Below are 18869 nucleotides of genomic sequence, written 5' to 3' on the forward strand. Positions count from 1 at the left end.
TACTCTGCTGTCTCTTATTGTGGTGTTACGGTTCCGTCATCCTGCACCGTTACGCCAAAGGAAATGCTGTTGATATAGTCATTCAACTGCTGCTGTTCTAATTCATTCATCTGTCTGGTCTTTCCATTTTCTGCCTTTGCTCCCACCAGCTTATAAGAAATTGCACCATCCTTATCCACTACCATTTCCACTGCCATGGTGCACTCAATGCTGCTGCCAAAAACAAAATTGCCAAGGCTGTAAAACACCGGCTTTCCGTCGATATATTCAATGCCCTGCAGACAATGGGAATGTGCACCAAACACTACATCTGCACCGGCTTCGATATATTTCTGTGCCAGCGTTCTCTGATATGCCTCAGGTTTTTCCTGATGTTCCAAGCCCCAGTGGACATAAACCACCAGCACATCACACTGACTGCGTGCTTCGGCAATGGCATTGACAAACCGCGTTTCATCATAAGTAGAAAGGACTCCCGGTACTGCGCTTTCTACATTCCAGCCAGCAACCGGAAGTACACGGGATGCTGCAAGAAATCCATACTTTTTCCCATTTACTTCTATTACCTGCACTTCCTGCGCCCGCTCTACGCTGTCTCCTGCTCCGGCATATAAAATGCCCTGTCCATCTAATGTTGTAAAAGTATCACTCAATGCTTCCCTTCCATAATCGAGGATATGATTATTTGCCAAAGTGACCACGTCCACGCCCATTTCCTTTAATGCGGCTGCATAGGATGGGTCTGTGCGGAAGGTATACTGCTTGTCCTCCATCTGGGTACCCCGGTTACTAAACGGAAATTCTTCATTTACCATGGTAATATCTGCATTTACAAGCAGTTCTTTCATGTCATTATCTATGACAGCGTCTATGCCTCCGGCATCATAGTTTGTTTTAAAAGAATTGGCAAAAAGTACGTCTCCGGTAAACATCAGTGTTGTATCTTCTGTTACATCTGTTGTTTCTTCATTTTTTTCCGTATTCTTATCTGCATCTTCAGAAGCTGCATCCTTTCCGGCTTCCGCATCATTTTTACCGTCAGTTTTATCACTGGTCTTTAAATCGGATTCTCCATTTTTATCCTTGCTGTCTTCTGCCGCTTCTGTCCCTGCTGTTGCGGCAGTCTGCCGGCTGTCCTTCTGGCGGATGCTTCCACCGTGATGGGCTGCATATATCATTGCTGCACCCAGCAGAATCACACACACTATAGAAACTATATATAATGCAATCCGAACTTCTTTCTTCATTATTTTATCTCCTTTTTTGTAGTCATGTTTCCGTGACTATTTTACCAATGAATGAGCATTTCGGCAATCGTAAAAATTTGTATACTCCTTTTGCCTTTAAACTGGCATGGTCATATTTGTTATATCTGGATATTTTAATCAAACCACATTTTACATATGATAGGGAAAACGATTTGCAGATCATATACCAAAGAAAGGATTTACTTTATTATGAAAAATACAAAGAAAATGGTTACTGCGGCCTTGCTTGCTGCATTTACCTGCATTGCAACTATGATTATTAAGATTCCTACACCAACTTTTGGATATATTCATTTAGGAGACGGACTGGTACTCCTATGTGGTATTATCTTAGGACCTGGAATTGGTGCACTTGCCGCTGGTATCGGCTCCATGTTTGCTGATATTTTCTCCGGCTATATGACCTGGGCTCCTGCCACTTTAATCATCAAGGCTCTGACCGCATGCATCGCCGGACTTCTGTTCCACAAACTGCGGCTTAACATTTCTTCCAAAGCTAACCGCAGTGTCCGCGTTGTTATCGGCGGTATCGTAGGTGAGGCTCTTATGGTACTTGGCTACTTCCTGTTTGAAGCAGGTCTTGCTGCATTTGCCAGCGGTTCTTTCTCCTCCGCTGCTCTTGCTACCGGAATTGCTTCTTCTGCTGCAGGTATTCCATTCAATATCGTCCAGGGTGTTGTCGGCATTATTCTCTGCCTGATTCTGCTCCCGGTTTTAAGTAAAATCAATGATGTAAATGAGTGGGTTTCCAAGTAAATAATTTTATAAAAAATGATAGCAGGCAATGTCTTTTCACATTATCTGCTATCATTTTTATGCTGGCAGCCCGCAAAGCGTGTTTCTCATCGTTTTTCAAAAATTACATCAACATTTCCCACGTCACAGTTTATATCCATATCATAATCTGCACCATTATCGATTTCATCATCTCTGCCAAGTCCGGCAACAGAAATATCTCCTGCTTTTATAGAACCAACACCACAGCTTAAACTGTAATTGTAATCCTGCTGCTCACCGGTTAATTTCAATTCCATGTTTCCCACATTACAATTGGCGTCTAAATCACCTTTTACTTCACCGGCAAAATCAAGATTTCCGGCATCCACATCAAAGCTTGCATATGCTGTCGTCAACAGTCCTTCTTTTATATCAATATCTCCTGCTCCGACTTCAACTGAAAGTTCCTCTAACTCAAGCTGTTCCGGCACTTCAATAACCACCTGTAAACGATGCACTCCATCGCCCCAATATGCTGCATGGAAGTTTTCGCTGATTATTAAAGTTCCATCTTCCAATGCAGTCTCTACCTCAGCATTTTTAGAAGTTGTTATTACCTTAATCTCTTTGCCTTTTCCTTTGACTACTTTCAACATTCCTGCATCCATATCGATATCAAGTGATTTCACATCTTCCGGTGCAAATGCAGTCTCTTCTGTACTGGCTGTTCCTTTATCCTGTCCTTCCCAGTCAGTTATATCCCAATGAAATGCAAATTTATTATTTTGCACTGCTTCTACAAATTCCCGCATGGTTCCACCGGTTGCAATTCCAATTCCTAATACCACGCAGCCTAAAAGAAAACAGCCTAATGCAATACCAAAAATAATTTTTAATGCTTTTTTCATGCGCAAGCGCCCCCTTTCTTCTTAAATAATGACTGCCATAAGTTTGCAATTCCTTTTGCCAACCATGGGAGAAACTTTCCACATACCAAAACCAGAAGTCCGGCTGCGCATAATCCGATTGCAAGCATCAGAAGTCCGGCTGCCATAGAAATAAGACCTAGGGAAATTGTGCCTGTTACCAGAATTGTAATTGCTACACCTGCTACCGCTATTCCACCGATCACACAGCCGACTGCAATTCCAAATAGTCCTCCGGTAATTCCCAATAAAGTTCCACCAATTGCCACTAAAATACTTCCCCAGATTGGTGAAGTAATCACCAGCAGAATAATCAGCAAAATATTTCTTGTAGTATTGTCTTCCTTCTGGATCGTTCCGTTATAATTCTGCTGCCCCATATTCTGGCTTGCACCGTTATAATTCTGCTGTCCCATACTCTGGCTTGCACCGTTATAATTCTGCTGATTACCGGAAGATGCTGTCTCACTATTATTGCATCCTGGGAAATCTGCCCGGATGGTTGCTGCCACTTTTTCCGGAGATTCTAATTCCCGGATTATCTTCTCTTCATTTTCTTCTCCTGCATCTTCAAAGTAACTGGTATAGTATGCAATTGCTTCCCGTTTTTCCTCTTCCGGAATTCCTTCTAATAACTGCTCCAGCCTTCTCATAAACTCCTGTCTGTTCATATCTTCTCCTCTCCGGAAAATAATTCTGTTATTTTCGAAGAATAATTTTCCCATTCCTTCCGATAATATGTTAATCTTTCATTTCCATTCCCAGTTATCTTATAATACCTTCGATTTCTGCCCCCACATTCTCTGTCGTATACTTCCAGACAACCGTCCTTCTGCAATCTTCGCAACACCGGATACAGCGTTGATTCTGACACTTCAATGGCTTTCCGCACATCCTGCGTAATCTTATAACCATAAGTACCTTCCTCATCCTTTGATACTACAGCTAAAACAATTGCATCCAGAAGTGCCGCGCCTGTATTAAATACCATGCAATCACTCCCTCCAGATTTTCATAAATATAATATTATTATTAATACATTACTATTTTATATTCAATACTATATATCATATAATATTATTTGTCAACCTATAAAACCTGTCACTGGCAGCCTTTTACGAATGCCGGGCAAGAAAAAAGAATGTGCCTTGGCACATTCCCGCGCCTGCGGCGGTCGCTTGCGACATCTACCTTATACGCCGCAGTGCGCATCCTCGCGGAGCGTTTTTTACTTTACAGGAAAGCAATTTCCTGTAAAGCAAAAAAAGAGCCTTGCTTCGTTCTTTTCAAACAACCAAGACTCTTTTTCTCTTATTTCTACATTCGTTTCCTGTTTTCTATTTTAATTATTTTCCAGCAAATACTTTTTCTACCACTTCCGGAAGCTGTGACAAATTTTCAATTTCCGGTACTTCATCATCAATTGTGCCAAATCCATATGCTGCATGGATAAAAGCGACTCCTGCCTTTTTGCTGGATTCGTAATCGCTCTGGATATCTCCCACATACACTGCATCGGTAAGTGCATTCCGGGATACTACCAGGGCTATATTATCTTCTTTCTGTTTTTCATTATTTCCATAGCATTCTATATCCGAAATATATTTTCCTAAATTATAATAAGAAAGAAAAGCCTCGATATATCCGCTCTGACAATTGCTTACGATATAAAGTTCATATTTTTCCTTCAGCTTTGCAAAGGTTTCTTCCACACCCGGATATAACACTGCACCATGCCCGGACAGATATTCATTTTCATATTCGCCACATTTATCTAAAAGTTCCATCCGTTCTTTTTCCGGCATATCCGGGAAAAATTTTGCTGCAATAACATCCATTGTTTTTCCCATGATTCCACGAAAATCCTCTACAGTCAGAGGTGTACGGTTCACTTTTTCCTGTTTTAATATTTCATTCCAGGATTCTGCCACACCGACTGTAGAATCCCACAGAGTTCCATCCATATCAAAAATTATTCCCAGCTTCATTTTTCTTTCCTTCTTCTATTTTTTTGTTTTCTATTAGTTTTCTATTAGTTTTTGAATTTTTTGTTCAATTTTATTCCTATATGGTGTATAATACCATTATTATTAAAAAAATTGCAAGGAGATTTCTTATGAGTCAGGAAAAAGTTGACCGTTATAAAGAACAAAAGAAAAATCGTAAAAAAATAATGAAACAGGAGAAATGCAAGCGTTATCTGGGTTATACCGCTACCGTTGTTGTCATTGCACTTATCATAGGCTGGGCAGGCTTCTCCATTTATAAAAATCATGAAGCAAATAAACCGGTATCCTATACAGAGGTAGATTTAAGTGCTCTTACGGATTACTATTCCAATCTGCAGGTGGACTAATTTGAGTGGAACAGATATCATCCAATTAGTAAGTCTTGTCATACTGATTCTTTTATCAGCATTCTTTTCTTCTGCTGAAACCGCCCTTGTAACCGTTAACCGGATTAAGATGCGGACCTTGGCAGATGAAGGAAATGTAAGGGCAAAGCGCGTGCTTGCTATCACGGATCATTCATCTAAGATGTTAAGCGCTATTTTAATCGGGAATAATATTGTAAACTTATCCGCCTCTGCTATTTCTACAGCACTTGCCATCCGCATTTTCGGAAGTGTTGCTGCCGGAATATCAACTGGAATTTTAACTGTTTTGATTCTGATTTTCGGTGAAATCACTCCAAAAACAATTGCTACCATACATTCCGAAAAACTGGCATTGGCGTACTCCGGAGTTGTCAGCTTTCTTATGAAGGTTCTTACTCCTGTCATCTTTATTATTAATATGCTTTCCCATGGCTTCTTAAAGCTCCTGCATATTAATCCTGATGCCAAGAAGCAGACCATGACAGAAGCCGAGCTTCGTACTATCGTAAATGTCAGTCACGAATCCGGTGTTATTGAGAATGAAGAACGCAATATGATTAATAATGTGTTCGATTTAACTGATTCTGAAGCAAAAGAAATTATGGTTCCCCGCATAGATATGACTTTCGTAGATGTCAATGCCAGCTACGAAAAATTATTAGAGATTTTCCGGGAAGCCAAATATACAAGATTACCAGTATATGAAGATACCACGGACAATGTCATTGGTATTTTAAATGTAAAGGATTTATTGCTCTATGATGACCGGACGAATTTTTCCATCCGCTCTATTATGAGGGAACCGTTCTTTACATATGAGCATAAGAACACTGCTGAATTATTAAAAGAAATGCAGGCTTCTTCCCTCAACATTGCTATCGTATTAGATGAATATGGTGCAACTGCCGGTCTTGTTACTTTAGAGGATTTATTAGAGGAAATTGTAGGCGAAATTCATGACGAATATGATGCCAATGAAGAAGCTGATATTACTGCTTTAAGTGAAAAAGAATACCTGGTCAATGGTTCCATGAACCTTTATGATATGTGCGAAAAACTGGGGATTCATTTAGAGTCAGAAGATTATGATTCCATTGGCGGCTATATCTTAGAACATTTAGACCATCTTCCGGACGAGGGAGAATCCATTACCACAGAAAATGGAATCCTGCTCCGGGTTGAAAAAATGGATAAGAACAGAATCGAAAAGGTATATCTGAAAACTCCTTAGGGAGTTTTCGATATACCTTTCTTTTTCTATCATCAGTCATCTGCATACGGAATATGATAACTGAATTTACTTAATCTTACATGATATGCGCCATCATAATTTCCCACAAAAGTTGTACTTACCAGTCTGGTATAATGTAATTCATACAATTCCTTGTCCACTCTTACTGCATCTGCAATATCATAATCCATCGGCCAGTAATATCCCATAGTTCCATCATCAAAACTCATCACAGTCCAAAGCGGATACGGGCATGGATTTGCTGGTTTTGTTTCCTCTGCCGGCTGTTCTGTCGGTGTCGTTGCCGGAGTTTCTGGCGGTGTATCTGATGGTGCTGCCGGAGTTTCCGACGGTGTCTCTGATGGTGCTGCCGGAGTTTCCGATGGTGCATCTGATGGTGCTGCTGGAATTCCACCGACAGGTTCCTGTCCCCCGGATGTCGTTGCGTTTTTCTGAGCTGAAGGGGCCGGCCCTCCTGCAGTTGATGCCGGCTCTGTTGGTTCCTTTCCCGGTGTCACTTCCTGTGTTCCCTTTTTATCGGTTTTCTCATTCTTTCCCTCGGATTCATCCGGCACTTCCTGCTTTGCCAACAGAACCTCTTCTTTCTTCTGCTGAAATACCTCCTGCAATGCTTCCGTCTTACATACCACAACTCCTGTTGCAGTATGCTCCTCTGCTTCGTGGAATTTTCCTATGGATGTTTTGTTTAAAACATGATTACTGCTCTTCTGTACGAAAAATGTACCACCAACTACAGCTGCCACTGTAAGCAGACAGCCTGATAAAATCAATATTTTTTTCTTTGGATTCAATTTTTCATAACTCCTTTCACTTTTCTCCAACTATACCATAAGTCATTTTTATTGTGCAACCAATTTCTTCTTTCTTTCTAAATTTCGGCATATTCACCGATACAATGGATAAATTTGTTCCGAAAACGCTCTATTTCCGTCATTTTCCCAGTATTATGCTGCAATTCATATTCTTTCATCTCATTCATCTGTTGATGTGATAAATTCCAGACTTCTAAAGCCGTATTCCTTTGCAATGCCTCTTCTAACTGTCTGTAATTTTCTTCTCTCCTCCAAATAGAATCCTGTGTTATGGTATCAAGATATTTTTCACTGATAAATCGAAACGTTTTTTCTTTGTCCTCCACCTGTTGCGAGGTAGTATCCACCAGATAAACGGTAACCTGTTTTCTGCTGACATTGCCAACTGCATCTTTTGCATAATAAGTAATCGTGGTGGTTCCTTCATGCGCAAAGTTCTTCCACTCTTCTTCCGTATAATCTTCCACGCAAAAAACAGTATTCTTCTCTTCATCTACTCCGCTCTCTAAGATACCTTCCGGATTATCTTCTGAGCTGTTTTCTCTGTCCTTTGCACATGCCTGCTGCAAAAGTATTTCCTCTGTAATCCTGCCGCTTCTTGCATCCGTCAAACTATAATACTGATCTTTTGCCTCAATAACAGGACTCTCATCCCACTGTGCATATAATCTCTGTTCCCCTGCATGGCAAAAAACATCTTCTTCCCCGATAAGTTCTTTTTCCTGCCATATTACATCCGGCTTTTTATCTTCCTCTTTGTCCTGTTCTGTATCCGGCTCTGTGCTCCATCCTAAGAAAAGGAAGTTCTCCCGCACGGCGTCTGGCATTTCTCCATAGGGTGTCCCATAATATCGGCTCTCCTGCTTTGTCTCTTCTCCATCGATCAGGCCTCCATTTCCATCAAAAATGATTGGAAAGCAATAGCAAAAATCCGTATCTGCTGTTGCATAGCCATCCAGACTGTCATATGCATAAATTGAAATCAGATGCCTTCCATATTCATTCTTATGTTTTACAGCAGAGGTATAATAACGGTAATTGTAGTTTTGCCCCTCTATAAAATAGTCCCCTTTTTCTCCTAATTCTGACATCTGCCATTCTGCCGTCAAATCATCCTGACCCTGGTTTTCACTCCACACCGCAAAAGCAGTCTTTTTAATTCCATCTCCGCCATCCCGCACAAAGACATATGTATAGAATCCATCCGTTCCATTCTGAATCGATATCGTCCGCTCTATAACCGGTGGCTTTGATTTCTTCCAGATGGCATAAAAGGTCTGATTCTCCGTTACCACTACCTTATCTCCTGAATTATATACCGGCTCTTTAGCATCTTTCCTGTCTGCCCAGCCGGCAAACGCATACCCACTGCGCTTTGCAGATGGAAGTATTACTTCTGCATCCTTCCATTGTGCCTTTAATAGAACCTCTCCCTTATGCTTTGAAGATAAATTTAATACCTGTGCCTTATCTTCGTATACAGAAAGTTCCGATAACGCTTCCGGCACACCGATTGTGCCTATTCCCTCTCTATGCTCATTATATCCATGATTTATCCAATGTAATAAATATGACTCACGCCGGCTGCCAAATGCCTGTTTTAAATCTTCCCCTCCATATTTCATATAATCCGTCAATCGAAAATATGGACTGGATATTCTTCGTTCCCTGCCCTGTATCACATACTGATAGAAATGTTTTACTAATGCTGCCTTATTAAACCCGAAACTTTCCAGTAAATCCTGATTTGCTTTTGCATAGCAGGGGGCATCAAATGCATACCACGGAAATTCTATTCCGTTATAATAAAAACTGTTATGATCTTCCCACCCGGCAAAGGTGCTTTCCGCGGTAAGTTTCTCTGCCTCAGATGTTCCACCATTTCCATCCAAGGTTACTGTATACTCTTTCTTATACTGATTCTGCTGTAATTGAATCTGTTTTCCATACAGCACATCCGGTTGAGAAGCAACAGTTCCGCTGGTAGCCCCATTTCCATCATAATGAATGGTATAACGATTTTCGAGATAATTTACTTCGATATTATCATTATGCCATGCGCCATCATCTCCCCAGGGTGTCATTCCACATCCGTTGGTGTCCACCACAAAACTACAGGTTTCCTCTTCCATACTCTCAAAGTATGTCTGATAGCAGTTGCTGGTAGACACTCCTTCAAAATGATGCCCCAGCTCCGGCAGACGAAACGTAACCGGAAGATGATATTCCCTTGCTCCTATTTCAGAAGTTGCATTATCATGTCTGGTATAATATTCCCTATCTTCTAATGTAATGCCAAGCTCGTCTCCCCCAATCAGATACATTTTATAATAGATTCGATAATTAATCCCATTGGAATGACGTTCCCCTATATTACAGTCAATCCGGTAACGAGCTGTTCTTCCACCTGCATTGTCACGAACTATCAATATGAAATACCCGGAAGTTTCCGGATACCAGGTCTGCGCACTTCCGTAAACAGATGAAGTCAATTCATCCGGCATTTCTTCCAACTGCTTGGTTTCTTCTGTTTCTAATACTTCTGTTTCTAATACTTCTGCTTCTAATACTTCTGTTTCTAATACTTCTGCTTCTAATACTTCTGCTTTTTCAGATTCTGCCACCTCAGTTTCTTCTACCGTTTCCGCACTTATCATCTGAATACTGCACGGACTCATAAAAAGAATCATGCATCCGCAAAGGAAACGGCATACTCCCTTTCGCACCTTCTTTTTCATGCTTACCCCCTATTCAAATACTGCATAATATGTCTGATTTTCTTCTACACACTGTGTAAAATCCGCGAGATAATCCTTGCTGTCCCGCCACTCTAAAAACTTCTTTTTCAAATCATCACAAACCGGTTCTGCCGGAGAAGTACAGTAATCCCCCTTTTGTATTTCCAGTTTCTTATAATAAGATTTTCCCTGTTCCATTTCTTCCCTGGAGCGATAAAAGATTACCGTCTGCATTGCCACTTCTTTTTCCCCTTTCTCCGTTTCTTCGCCATCCCCATCGTCATCTGTAAGAATTGTACGGCAGCACTTTATACTGCCCATTTTCCCACCCGGATACGAAAAATACTCTTCCACTTCCACAGAAAGTAATCCTTTTTCTGCATCTGCTGCAAGCATCCGAACGGTTAATTCTGAATTGGAATTCATCTGTGGAACCAGATTTCGAATCAGTAATGTCCTCATATCTTCGGAAGTATAATCTCTGCCTGCATCCGCCTGTACCATCTGCAATGTTGTTTCCATTGCTTCGGTAAGACTCTGTTCTAATTCTTCTTTTCGTACATTTTTATGCTGCATGGTCAGCAGAACTACCACAAATAAAACAACAATTCCTCCAGATAATACCCCCAATACCATATGTTTCATACACCGCCTCCATTTACCGGAATCCGGAAACGGGAAACCGTCTGCTTTTCATATGCATCTTCTGCCCGCACCTCTATTTCATAGATTCCTGCCTTTTCATAAATATCTTCTACTGTTTTTCCTGCCTGATTTCTGATATCAGTTATCTCAATCTTAAGTTCCTTTCCATCTGCATCCACTGCGTGAAACAGTTCTGATAACGCTATCTTATCTGCAATCGTTAAGATGCGATGATCTTCATAGATAATCACCGGAACCTGACGGCTATGAATATCTTTTAACATTTTTCCGTCCATATTATTTCCAACATCTGCACCGGCTGCCGGACGTTCCATCCCACTTCCAATTATGCGAAATCCCCATAAGCATAATATCAGTAACATTGCCGCCACTAATACAGTAATTACTGTCTGTCCATATTCTTTCCATAATGTTTTCATTTGTTTTACCCCAATGCCCCCTGTGCCCTGCTTATCATTTCATAAAGATAACCTCCCTGTGAAAACAGTCCAAATAAAATTCCTGTCATAACAATGACTGCCAGAACCGCTATCACAAGTCCACCATATTCTTCCATAAAAAAATGCATTTTTATCCCCTTACCGGACATAACCAAGCAAATACCACAACACTCCGATACAACCACTTCCAAGTACTGCATAGATGATTGCCTGTCCATAATCCTCCATAATTTTTCTCATAAATCTACCTTCCAAATCCCCGGATACTATGCTCCGTTTTACTGTGAAATGGTCCCATCCGGTATGCGTAATGCAATATCACTTCCGCCATGGTTACCTCCTTTTCCACGGGCGGCACGTTTCCATTTTCACATACAGTTATAGCTCCGGAATCCTCATATAAATTAACCTGCAGCTGATAGCCCAATTCATCAGCCTGCTTTATACAGGCATTTATTACTTCCCGGTTATAATTGCTGTTTTCCAGTTCCACTACCACATCCGATTTAAAATTTCTTGCCTGACAAATCTGCGCTTCTGCTGCAACAATACCTATTCCAACTGTTGACAGCAGCATCATCAGAAATATTCCAAGATATGTTTTTATTACCTGTTCCATCTAATCCCCTATCTATGTACGCTTGCTAAAAATACCACCAGAAATGCCGTCATATCAATCATCATTTTTCCTGCTCCAGTCAATGCCGGGGCTAAAAACAATGCATATAATCCAGCCAGTGAATCCTGATTTTGTTCTCTTTCTGCCTTATCTAAAAGTTCCTGATTCCGTTTTAAAATCTGACTTAACTGCTTTTCACTGTTTCCATATCCGCCGTTGGATAATGCATACAACATCCGCATAGCAGAATGCACATCCGGTAAATCATAATCTTTTAAAAAATTAAGATATGGTTCCAGACTCTCCGGATTCTGTGAAAGTTCTTCCAGCATATCATCCACTGCCGGTCTTAGAACCTCCGGTGTCTGCGGCCGGATACGATAGAATGCCACCTGCACATTTTCAGTCTGAAGCAATAAAGAAATGTCCATTAACCACTGCGGAAATTCCGTTTCCATTTTCTTTCTCAGATACTTCCGGTAGAAATTACTGCGCACTCCTTTATGGGACTGCACATAACGATATTTCTTTTCATCCCCTTCTCCATAAGATTCCCTTTCCTTCAACCAGTTGCGACAGGTACGCTTCATTGCCCGGAAGCAAATCAGCATATCCAGGGACAGAAAAAGAATTGATGCAATCTGGCAAACCAAAAGTTGCGATAATTCAATATCTTTTGGCAGCAAATGATTCGTTATTGCACATACCAGAATGGATAAACCCACCGCTAAGAATACATTTCTTCGATATTTCTTACAGTCCTGCTGATGCAGTCTGACCCGTTCCATCCACTTCTGCAAATCCTCCAAAAGCAATTCCACCGTTGTCTCGTATGCTCCGCCATACTGTTCTACCATCAGAAAATACGCATGAATCTCTTTCATTCTGCGATTTTCATACTGCTGCTCAATCGCATCTAACTCTTCTTTCATATTGCTGTCATATTCTTTTCGTAAATGAAAGATTGCAGTTTCTATCTGTTTTCGCATGGCTCCCGGTTCAAACAATGCACAAACTGTCTCCAGTGCAGATAAGATTTTCGGATTCTGCAAAAATGCATACAGCATCTGCTCCATATACAATTCTGCTTCCTGCAGACGGGTCTGTTGCTTCTTTTCTTCCTTCAACACTTTATCCATACGCCACATAACAAGAACAAATACAATACTGCAGCAGATATATCCCTGCCACTTAAGCTGTAATAAAAATGCTGCCAGCAGCAATAATCCATAACAGCCTCCATAGGCAACGAAACGCTCATTCTTTTTCATATTCTTCTCCTTCCAGACGATGTTGTATCATCGGATTATCAAATGGCTCGGAAATTCCATGCCGCTCCATACGCGCAATCAGCCCTTTTGGAAGTTCTCTCACCATAAGATTGCCATCCACCACCTGCATATGTATTTCATTTCTTCCTTCTTCTCTTACAAAGAAGCAGACCTGATCTATATAACGGTACAATTTTCCTTCTGCACTCATTTTCTTCCGCAGCAGAATTCCAACATCAACATAGCTGTATACATCATTTTCCATGCGGTCTGCATCCATACGGCTCTCCATCATATTCAAAATACGGTCCGGAATTTTACGCACATCATCCGTATGAAGCGTGGTAAATCCACGGATTCCGGTAGACCAGCATTCCAGTAAAGACTTTACTTCCGTAGAACGTGCCTCCGATAACATAATCCAGGATGGGTTCTGTCTGAGACATGTCTTAATGGCTTTGGTATAATCAAAATCCGGATTAATTCGCAGTTCCACACAATCTTTTCCGGGATTAATCTGACTGTAATGCCATTCTGGATTATCCTCTATCGTAATGACACGCTCTCCTGCCGGAATAAACTGCGAGAAAAATTTTGCACATTCTGTCTTTCCCGCCCCCGGTTCTCCGCAAAAGACAAAATTCATTTTTGCAGCCACACAATTGGTCAGCAATTCCAGTACCGGAACAGCTACATACTCATCCTCCACCATCCTTTTTACCTGCATACGCAGCATTGGCATTGATTTACGGATGCAGATGCTCCTGCCGGATATGGCAACAGATTCATGCACAATACTGATACGCAACGTGTCGGTCTCCGCCTCCAACAAATTATTTTTCTTGTTAAAAGGCTTGCTCACTTCATTGGCAATCCGATGGGAAAACTGCTCTACAAACTTCTCTGTAATTCCATGGCTTCGAATCAGATATCGTTCATTTTCTACATCTGTAATCCACAACTGGTTTCCGTTATAGTCAATATCTGTAATCTTATCATTCCGGACATAACGCCAAAGGGGACCAAAATAATCCGGCTCCATCCGGATACCCAGTTCCTGTCTGTCCAAGTCATCCCCCTCCTATGGTGTTCCGATGTTATTTCCAAAGTTATCAATTAAGTTCTTAAATGCATCATAAACGGGACCACTGGTTCCATTTCCCATAATTGCTGTCACAAGTGCTGCTAATGCTGCAATCGCAACTACTGTTATAATTACCCCACCATACTGTTCAAAAATTTCTTTCAAATAAGAAAACCCCTTTCCATACTGAATTTCGTTTCACTGTTTGGAATATTTGGGAGGAAACTCCCGGATAAAAAAAGATAAATAAGATGGCTCTAATCATACCTGCTTTTTCTTTTTTTGTAAAGATATTTTTTCATTTTTATAAAAATTTTACATTTTCATTTTTCATTATGCTATAATAAAAAAGGTATGATTTTATGCCACAATTTTATATAAGAAATACAGGAGGACACATGAATAAATTTATTATTACCACCGACACTACCGCAGATTTGCCGGCAGATTATGTAGCAGAACATAATCTTGGCATGCTGTCACTCACTTATACTATAGACGGCAAAACCTATGACTGGGAACATCCAATGGATGTCAAAGAATTCTATGCAAAGATGCGCGCCGGCTCTCTGCCTACCACCTCTCAGGTCAACCCGGAAACTGCCCGCGAAATCTTTACAAAAATTGCCACAGAAAATGACTGTGATATTCTTCACATTGCCTTTTCCAGCGGACTCAGCGGCAGCTACTCCAGTACGAAAATTGCTGCAAGTGAAATGGGAGAAGATAATTTCCCACATAAAGTCGTTGTCGTAGACTCTCTCTGTGCTTCCATGGGCGAGGGACTTCTGGTTCACAAAGCTGTCCAGATGAAAGAAAATGGTGCCACTTTAGAAGAAACCGTAAAATGGCTGGAGGAAAATAAACTACATCTGGTACATAACTTTACGGTAGATGATTTGTTCCACCTTCACAGAGGCGGACGTGTTTCTAAAACCGCTGCGGTTCTTGGTACCATGATTAACTTAAAGCCGGTGCTTCATGTAGATGATGAAGGTCATCTTATTATGGTTTCCAAGGTTCGTGGACGTAAAAAATCCCTGATTACCCTGGTTGACAATATGGAAAAGCAGATGGGCTCCTACCGTGACCAGAATGATATCGTATTTATCAGCCATGGTGATGCTTTAGAAGATGCACAGTTTGTTGCAAATCTTGTAAAAGAACGTTTTGGCATCGACAGCTTCTTAATCAATTATGTCGGTTCAACCATCGGTGCACATTCCGGTCCTGGAACGATTGCATTGTTCTATATGGGTGAATATCGATAAAACACCGGCAGATACAAAGCGGTCAAAGCAGCTTCTTACGGATGTCTGGCAAAATGTCTGACAACTACGAGAAACACGCTTTGCGAGTTTCTCGAGTTATCGCGGTGCTCGCCAAAATCTGCTGAGAAAAGAAATTCGCTCAGGCAAGCCTGGCTCTTTCTTTTCTCTCAGATTTTTTCTCGCTACTCGCGTAAATCAAAAAAGAGTTATTGTACCACGGTTTAAAATTCTGTGATAAATAACTCTTTTATTTATGTGAGAAACATGCTTTATCTGTTTCTTTATTTTTCTGCAGCTTCTTCTGCCTCTTTTTCTTCTACTTCTTTCTCATCCACTTTGATGCACAGTTCCTCTAACTGCTTCTCATCTACGATATCCGGGGCATTGGACATAAGGTCGGATGCATCCTTTACTTTCGGGAATGCGATGACATCACGGATAGAATCTGCATGTACCATATGCATAACCAGACGGTCAAGACCATAAGCCAGTCCTGCGTGTGGTGGTACACCATAGGAGAATGCATCCAGAAGGAATCCAAACTGCTCATGTGCTCTCTCTTTTGTAAAGCCAAGAACCTCAAACATTTTCTCCTGAATATCACTCTGGTGGATACGGACAGAACCACCGCCTAACTCGGTACCATTTAATACGATGTCATATGCTTTGGCACGTACTGCACCTGGATCTGTATCAATCTTATCCCAGTCCTCTTCCATTGGCATGGTAAACGGATGATGCATTGCCATATAACGATTCTCTTCGTCTGACCACTCCAACAATGGGAACTCTGTAATCCAGAGGAAATTATACTGGTTCGGGTCTAAGAGGTCTAATTCTTTGGCAATTTCAAGACGAAGTGCACCTAATACATTCCATACAATTTTATTCTTGTCTGCTGCAAATAAAAGCAGGTCTCCCGGCTTTCCGTCCATTGCTGCTACCAGATTCTTCAATTCCTCTTCTGTCATGAATTTTGCAAAGGATGATTTATAGCTGCCATCTTCCTGTACAGAAAGATAAGCAAGTCCTTTTGCTCCATAGCCTTTTGCAAACTCTACCAGCTTGTCAATCTTCTTTCTTGGCATTGCGCCCTGTCCTTCTGCATTGATACCACGGACAGAACCGCCCTGCTCTAACGCACTGGTAAATACACCAAAACCGCAATCTTTTACAATATCAGATACATCCTTTAATTCCATTCCAAAACGGGTATCCGGCTTATCAGAACCAAAACGATCCATTGCTTCCTGCCAAGGCATTCTCTTAAGTGGAAGTTCTACATCTACACCGATGGCTTCTTTGAAAATGTATTTTAACAGACGCTCATTGACATCTAATACATCATCAATATCTACAAAAGAAAGCTCCATATCTGCCTGGGTAAATTCCGGCTGACGGTCTGCACGTAAATCCTCATCACGGAAACATTTTGCAATCTGGAAATAACGGTCATATCCGGATGCCATCAGAAGCTGTTTGAAAAGCTGTGGTGACTGCGGCAATGCATAAAAGCTGCCCGGATGTATACGGCTTGGCACCAGATAATCTCTTGCACCTTCCGGTGTAGACTTACAAAGAACCGGTGTCTCAATCTCTAAGAAACCTTCTTTTGCCATAAAATCACGCATCAGATATGCTACTTTACTACGCAGCATCAGGTTACGCTGGATATCCGGTCTACGTAAATCAAGATAACGATATTTTAAACGAATCTCATCTTTGGTCTGGCTGTTCTCTTCAATCTGAAATGGCGGTGTCTGTGATTCTGAAAGAATACGGATACTCTCAGCAATTACCTCAATATCACCGGTCTTTAAATTCTCATTAACTGCTGCAGAACGCTTCTGCACGGTTCCTTCGACTGCAATAACAAACTCGCTACGCAGTGTTCCTGCTTTGGCAAAGCCTTCGCTTCCTACCTTTGGCTCGTCGAATACAAGCTGCAGAATTCCGGAACGGTCTCTTAAATCTATGAATATAAGACTTCCTAAATTTCTTCTTTTCTGTACCCAGCCCATGACGGTAACTTTTTCTCCAATATTGGCATTGGATACTTCTGTACATCTATGGGTTCTGTGTAATCCCTGCATGGATTCTGACATTTTTTTATCCTCCTAAAAATTTTATCAAAATCATTCCATTTTCTGCTTCTTGCAGAAAAACAGACTATCTGTTAAAAAACTCTACAAATTCTTCATAACCCTCTGCCGTAAGCTTCTCCTTCTGGAACTTCTTGTTCTTATTCATACGAACCACTAATACCTGGGTTCCTTCGGAACGTTCCTTCTGAGCCTGTGCAATTACCTCCTGCAGCTTATCTGCCGGATATCCCTTTTCGATGAGATATGCCTTCTTCGCTGCCTGTCCCGGAATCTTAAATCCGCTCTCTAAGAGCAAAAGAATGATTCTTTCAAAACCGATGGAAAATCCACAAGCAGGTACATCGTTGCCGGTAAATCTTCCAACCATCTTATCATAACGACCACCTCCGCCACAGCTTCCGCCGAACTCCGGCATAGCTATTTCAAAAATAGTTCCTGTATAATAACCCATGCCACGCACTAAAGTCGGGTCAAATACCATTTTAAAGTCTGCTGCTTTGGTTGCTTCTACGCTGTCGATAATCTCTGTCAGATTCTGCTTTACTTCTTCCTCTAAGAATCCTGCTTCAATTAATGTATCACATAAGGTAACCAGTCCGTTTTCGGTACCTTCTGCTTTTTCAAATAAGGATAAGTACTTATCGACCGCTTCTTCTGCAAAGCCTTCCTTTTTCAGTTCTTCTGCGACTCCGTCCAACCCAATCTTGTCCATCTTGTCTAAGATGATAAATACAAGGTCGTAGCTTTCTTCCGGAAATCCGCTGTAAGCTGCCATTGCTTTTAAAATACGGCGTTCATTGATTCGGATTTCAAAATTCTTAAATCCAATCCTGCCGAGGGTTGTAGTTGTTGCAAGAATCAGCTCAATCTCTGCCAGATTGGACGGCTCTCCTAAAATGTCAATATCGCACTGCATGAACTGACGATAACGCCCTCTCTGAGGACGGTCAGCACGCCACACATTTCCCATCTGTAATGCCTTAAACGGGGATGGGAGCTGGTTACTGTTATTGGAATAGAATCTTACCAGCGGAACGGTAAGGTCGTAACGCATACCAAAATCCACTACATCTTCTTCTTTTTCTGCTGTCTCTAAGTTCAGCTTTTCACCACGTTTTAATACTTTGAAAATGAGTTTTTCATTTTCTCCACCCTGTTTGCTGGTGAGGTTTGCAATATTCTCCATACAAGGAGTTTCAATTGGTGTAAATCCAAAACTCCGGTAGGTCTCTTTGATTACATTCTGCACATAATCACGAATCTGCATCTCCTCCGGTAAAATATCCTTCATGCCTGTAACCGGCTTCTTACTCAATGCCATGA

20 protein-coding genes are annotated in these 18869 nt (G+C 41.2%); 4 read left to right on the top strand and 16 right to left on the bottom strand.

The genetic code is table 11. From position 1 onward, the window contains the following. Positions 1–14: 14 nt before the first annotated feature. The gene (locus tag DWX65_RS09075) at positions 15–1247 is read right to left on the bottom strand and encodes a CapA family protein (protein WP_118173308.1); all 1233 of its coding nucleotides are present in this window, start codon (positions 1245–1247) and stop codon (positions 15–17) included. A 210-nt stretch (positions 1248–1457) separates the two neighbouring features. On the opposite strand from DWX65_RS09075, the gene DWX65_RS09080 reads away from it, so the two are divergent. Beyond that, positions 1458–2024, top strand: coding sequence for an ECF transporter S component (locus DWX65_RS09080; protein WP_022244388.1), 567 nt, complete (start codon positions 1458–1460; stop codon positions 2022–2024). 86 nt (positions 2025–2110) lie between these two features. Here DWX65_RS09080 and DWX65_RS09085 read toward each other — a convergent pair whose 3' ends face one another. From DWX65_RS09085 to DWX65_RS09100, 4 genes are all read right to left on the bottom strand, one after another. After that, positions 2111–2893 carry a DUF4097 family beta strand repeat-containing protein gene (locus tag DWX65_RS09085; protein ID WP_118173309.1) on the bottom strand — a complete coding sequence of 261 codons (783 nt, stop codon included), beginning with the start codon at positions 2891–2893 and terminating at the stop codon, positions 2111–2113. After that, positions 2890–3582: a DUF1700 domain-containing protein gene (locus DWX65_RS09090; RefSeq protein ID WP_158564722.1), complete on the bottom strand. Its 693-nt coding sequence runs from the start codon at positions 3580–3582 to the stop codon at positions 2890–2892. The genes DWX65_RS09085 and DWX65_RS09090 overlap by 4 nt, the downstream gene beginning before the upstream one ends. After that, complete coding sequence (locus DWX65_RS09095; RefSeq protein WP_022244385.1) at positions 3579–3902, bottom strand: PadR family transcriptional regulator; 324 nt, start codon at positions 3900–3902, stop codon at positions 3579–3581. Before DWX65_RS09095 ends, DWX65_RS09090 begins: the two co-directional genes overlap by 4 nt. Positions 3903–4257: 355 nt before the next feature. Further along, positions 4258–4899: an HAD family hydrolase gene (locus DWX65_RS09100; protein WP_118173311.1), complete on the bottom strand. Its 642-nt coding sequence runs from the start codon at positions 4897–4899 to the stop codon at positions 4258–4260. Between the two features lie 128 nt (positions 4900–5027). Between DWX65_RS09100 and DWX65_RS09105 the strand changes: the two genes are divergently transcribed. Both DWX65_RS09105 and DWX65_RS09110 read left to right on the top strand, forming a co-directional pair. Continuing rightward, positions 5028–5267: a hypothetical protein gene (locus DWX65_RS09105; protein WP_022244383.1), complete on the top strand. Its 240-nt coding sequence runs from the start codon at positions 5028–5030 to the stop codon at positions 5265–5267. A gap of 1 nt (position 5268) precedes the next feature. Next, positions 5269–6519 (top strand): HlyC/CorC family transporter, encoded by a 1251-nt coding sequence (locus tag DWX65_RS09110; protein ID WP_117698829.1) that lies wholly within the window; start codon positions 5269–5271, stop codon positions 6517–6519. A 32-nt stretch (positions 6520–6551) separates the two neighbouring features. Here the strand turns inward: DWX65_RS09110 and DWX65_RS09115 are convergent, their stop codons facing one another. The 9 genes from DWX65_RS09115 to DWX65_RS15180 all read right to left on the bottom strand — a co-directional run bounded on the left by DWX65_RS09115 (position 6552) and on the right by DWX65_RS15180 (position 14335). Further along, the gene (locus DWX65_RS09115; protein ID WP_118173312.1) at positions 6552–7331 is read right to left on the bottom strand and encodes a hypothetical protein; all 780 of its coding nucleotides are present in this window, start codon (positions 7329–7331) and stop codon (positions 6552–6554) included. A gap of 77 nt (positions 7332–7408) precedes the next feature. Then, positions 7409–10090: an InlB B-repeat-containing protein gene (locus DWX65_RS09120; protein WP_158564723.1), complete on the bottom strand. Its 2682-nt coding sequence runs from the start codon at positions 10088–10090 to the stop codon at positions 7409–7411. A 9-nt stretch (positions 10091–10099) separates the two neighbouring features. Beyond that, positions 10100–10735 carry a hypothetical protein gene (locus DWX65_RS09130; RefSeq protein ID WP_118173315.1) on the bottom strand — a complete coding sequence of 212 codons (636 nt, stop codon included), beginning with the start codon at positions 10733–10735 and terminating at the stop codon, positions 10100–10102. Continuing rightward, positions 10732–11175: a hypothetical protein gene (locus DWX65_RS09135; RefSeq protein ID WP_118173316.1), complete on the bottom strand. Its 444-nt coding sequence runs from the start codon at positions 11173–11175 to the stop codon at positions 10732–10734. The genes DWX65_RS09130 and DWX65_RS09135 overlap by 4 nt, the downstream gene beginning before the upstream one ends. 5 nt (positions 11176–11180) lie before the next feature. After that, a complete protein-coding gene (locus tag DWX65_RS14985) occupies positions 11181–11324 on the bottom strand; it encodes a hypothetical protein (RefSeq protein WP_156454680.1) in 144 nt (47 codons plus the stop codon). Positions 11325–11440: 116 nt separating this feature from the next. Beyond that, entirely contained in the window at positions 11441–11815 is a 375-nt protein-coding gene (locus DWX65_RS09140; RefSeq protein ID WP_117698834.1) for a hypothetical protein, read from the bottom strand. 8 nt (positions 11816–11823) lie between these two features. Beyond that, positions 11824–13086, bottom strand: coding sequence for a hypothetical protein (locus tag DWX65_RS09145; RefSeq protein ID WP_117947673.1), 1263 nt, complete (start codon positions 13084–13086; stop codon positions 11824–11826). Continuing rightward, the gene (locus DWX65_RS09150) at positions 13073–14155 is read right to left on the bottom strand and encodes an ATPase, T2SS/T4P/T4SS family (RefSeq protein WP_330414792.1); all 1083 of its coding nucleotides are present in this window, start codon (positions 14153–14155) and stop codon (positions 13073–13075) included. The genes DWX65_RS09145 and DWX65_RS09150 overlap by 14 nt, the downstream gene beginning before the upstream one ends. A 12-nt stretch (positions 14156–14167) precedes the next feature. Next, a complete protein-coding gene (locus DWX65_RS15180) occupies positions 14168–14335 on the bottom strand; it encodes a hypothetical protein (RefSeq protein ID WP_022244373.1) in 168 nt (55 codons plus the stop codon). A 233-nt stretch (positions 14336–14568) separates the two neighbouring features. On the opposite strand from DWX65_RS15180, the gene DWX65_RS09155 reads away from it, so the two are divergent. Next, entirely contained in the window at positions 14569–15441 is an 873-nt protein-coding gene (locus tag DWX65_RS09155) for a DegV family protein (protein WP_117699153.1), read from the top strand. 281 nt (positions 15442–15722) lie between these two features. Here DWX65_RS09155 and aspS read toward each other — a convergent pair whose 3' ends face one another. Together aspS and hisS are read right to left on the bottom strand one after the other, a co-directional pair. Next, entirely contained in the window at positions 15723–17546 is a 1824-nt protein-coding gene (gene aspS / locus DWX65_RS09160) for an aspartate--tRNA ligase (RefSeq protein WP_117699154.1), read from the bottom strand. Positions 17547–17610: 64 nt separating this feature from the next. Continuing rightward, complete coding sequence (gene hisS / locus DWX65_RS09165; protein ID WP_118173317.1) at positions 17611–18867, bottom strand: histidine--tRNA ligase; 1257 nt, start codon at positions 18865–18867, stop codon at positions 17611–17613. Between the last annotated feature and the right edge of the window lie 2 nt (positions 18868–18869).

The organism is Roseburia sp. AF20-18LB, from assembly GCF_003461185.1.
In the GTDB taxonomy this organism is placed as follows: domain Bacteria; phylum Bacillota; class Clostridia; order Lachnospirales; family Lachnospiraceae; genus Roseburia_C; species Roseburia_C amylophila.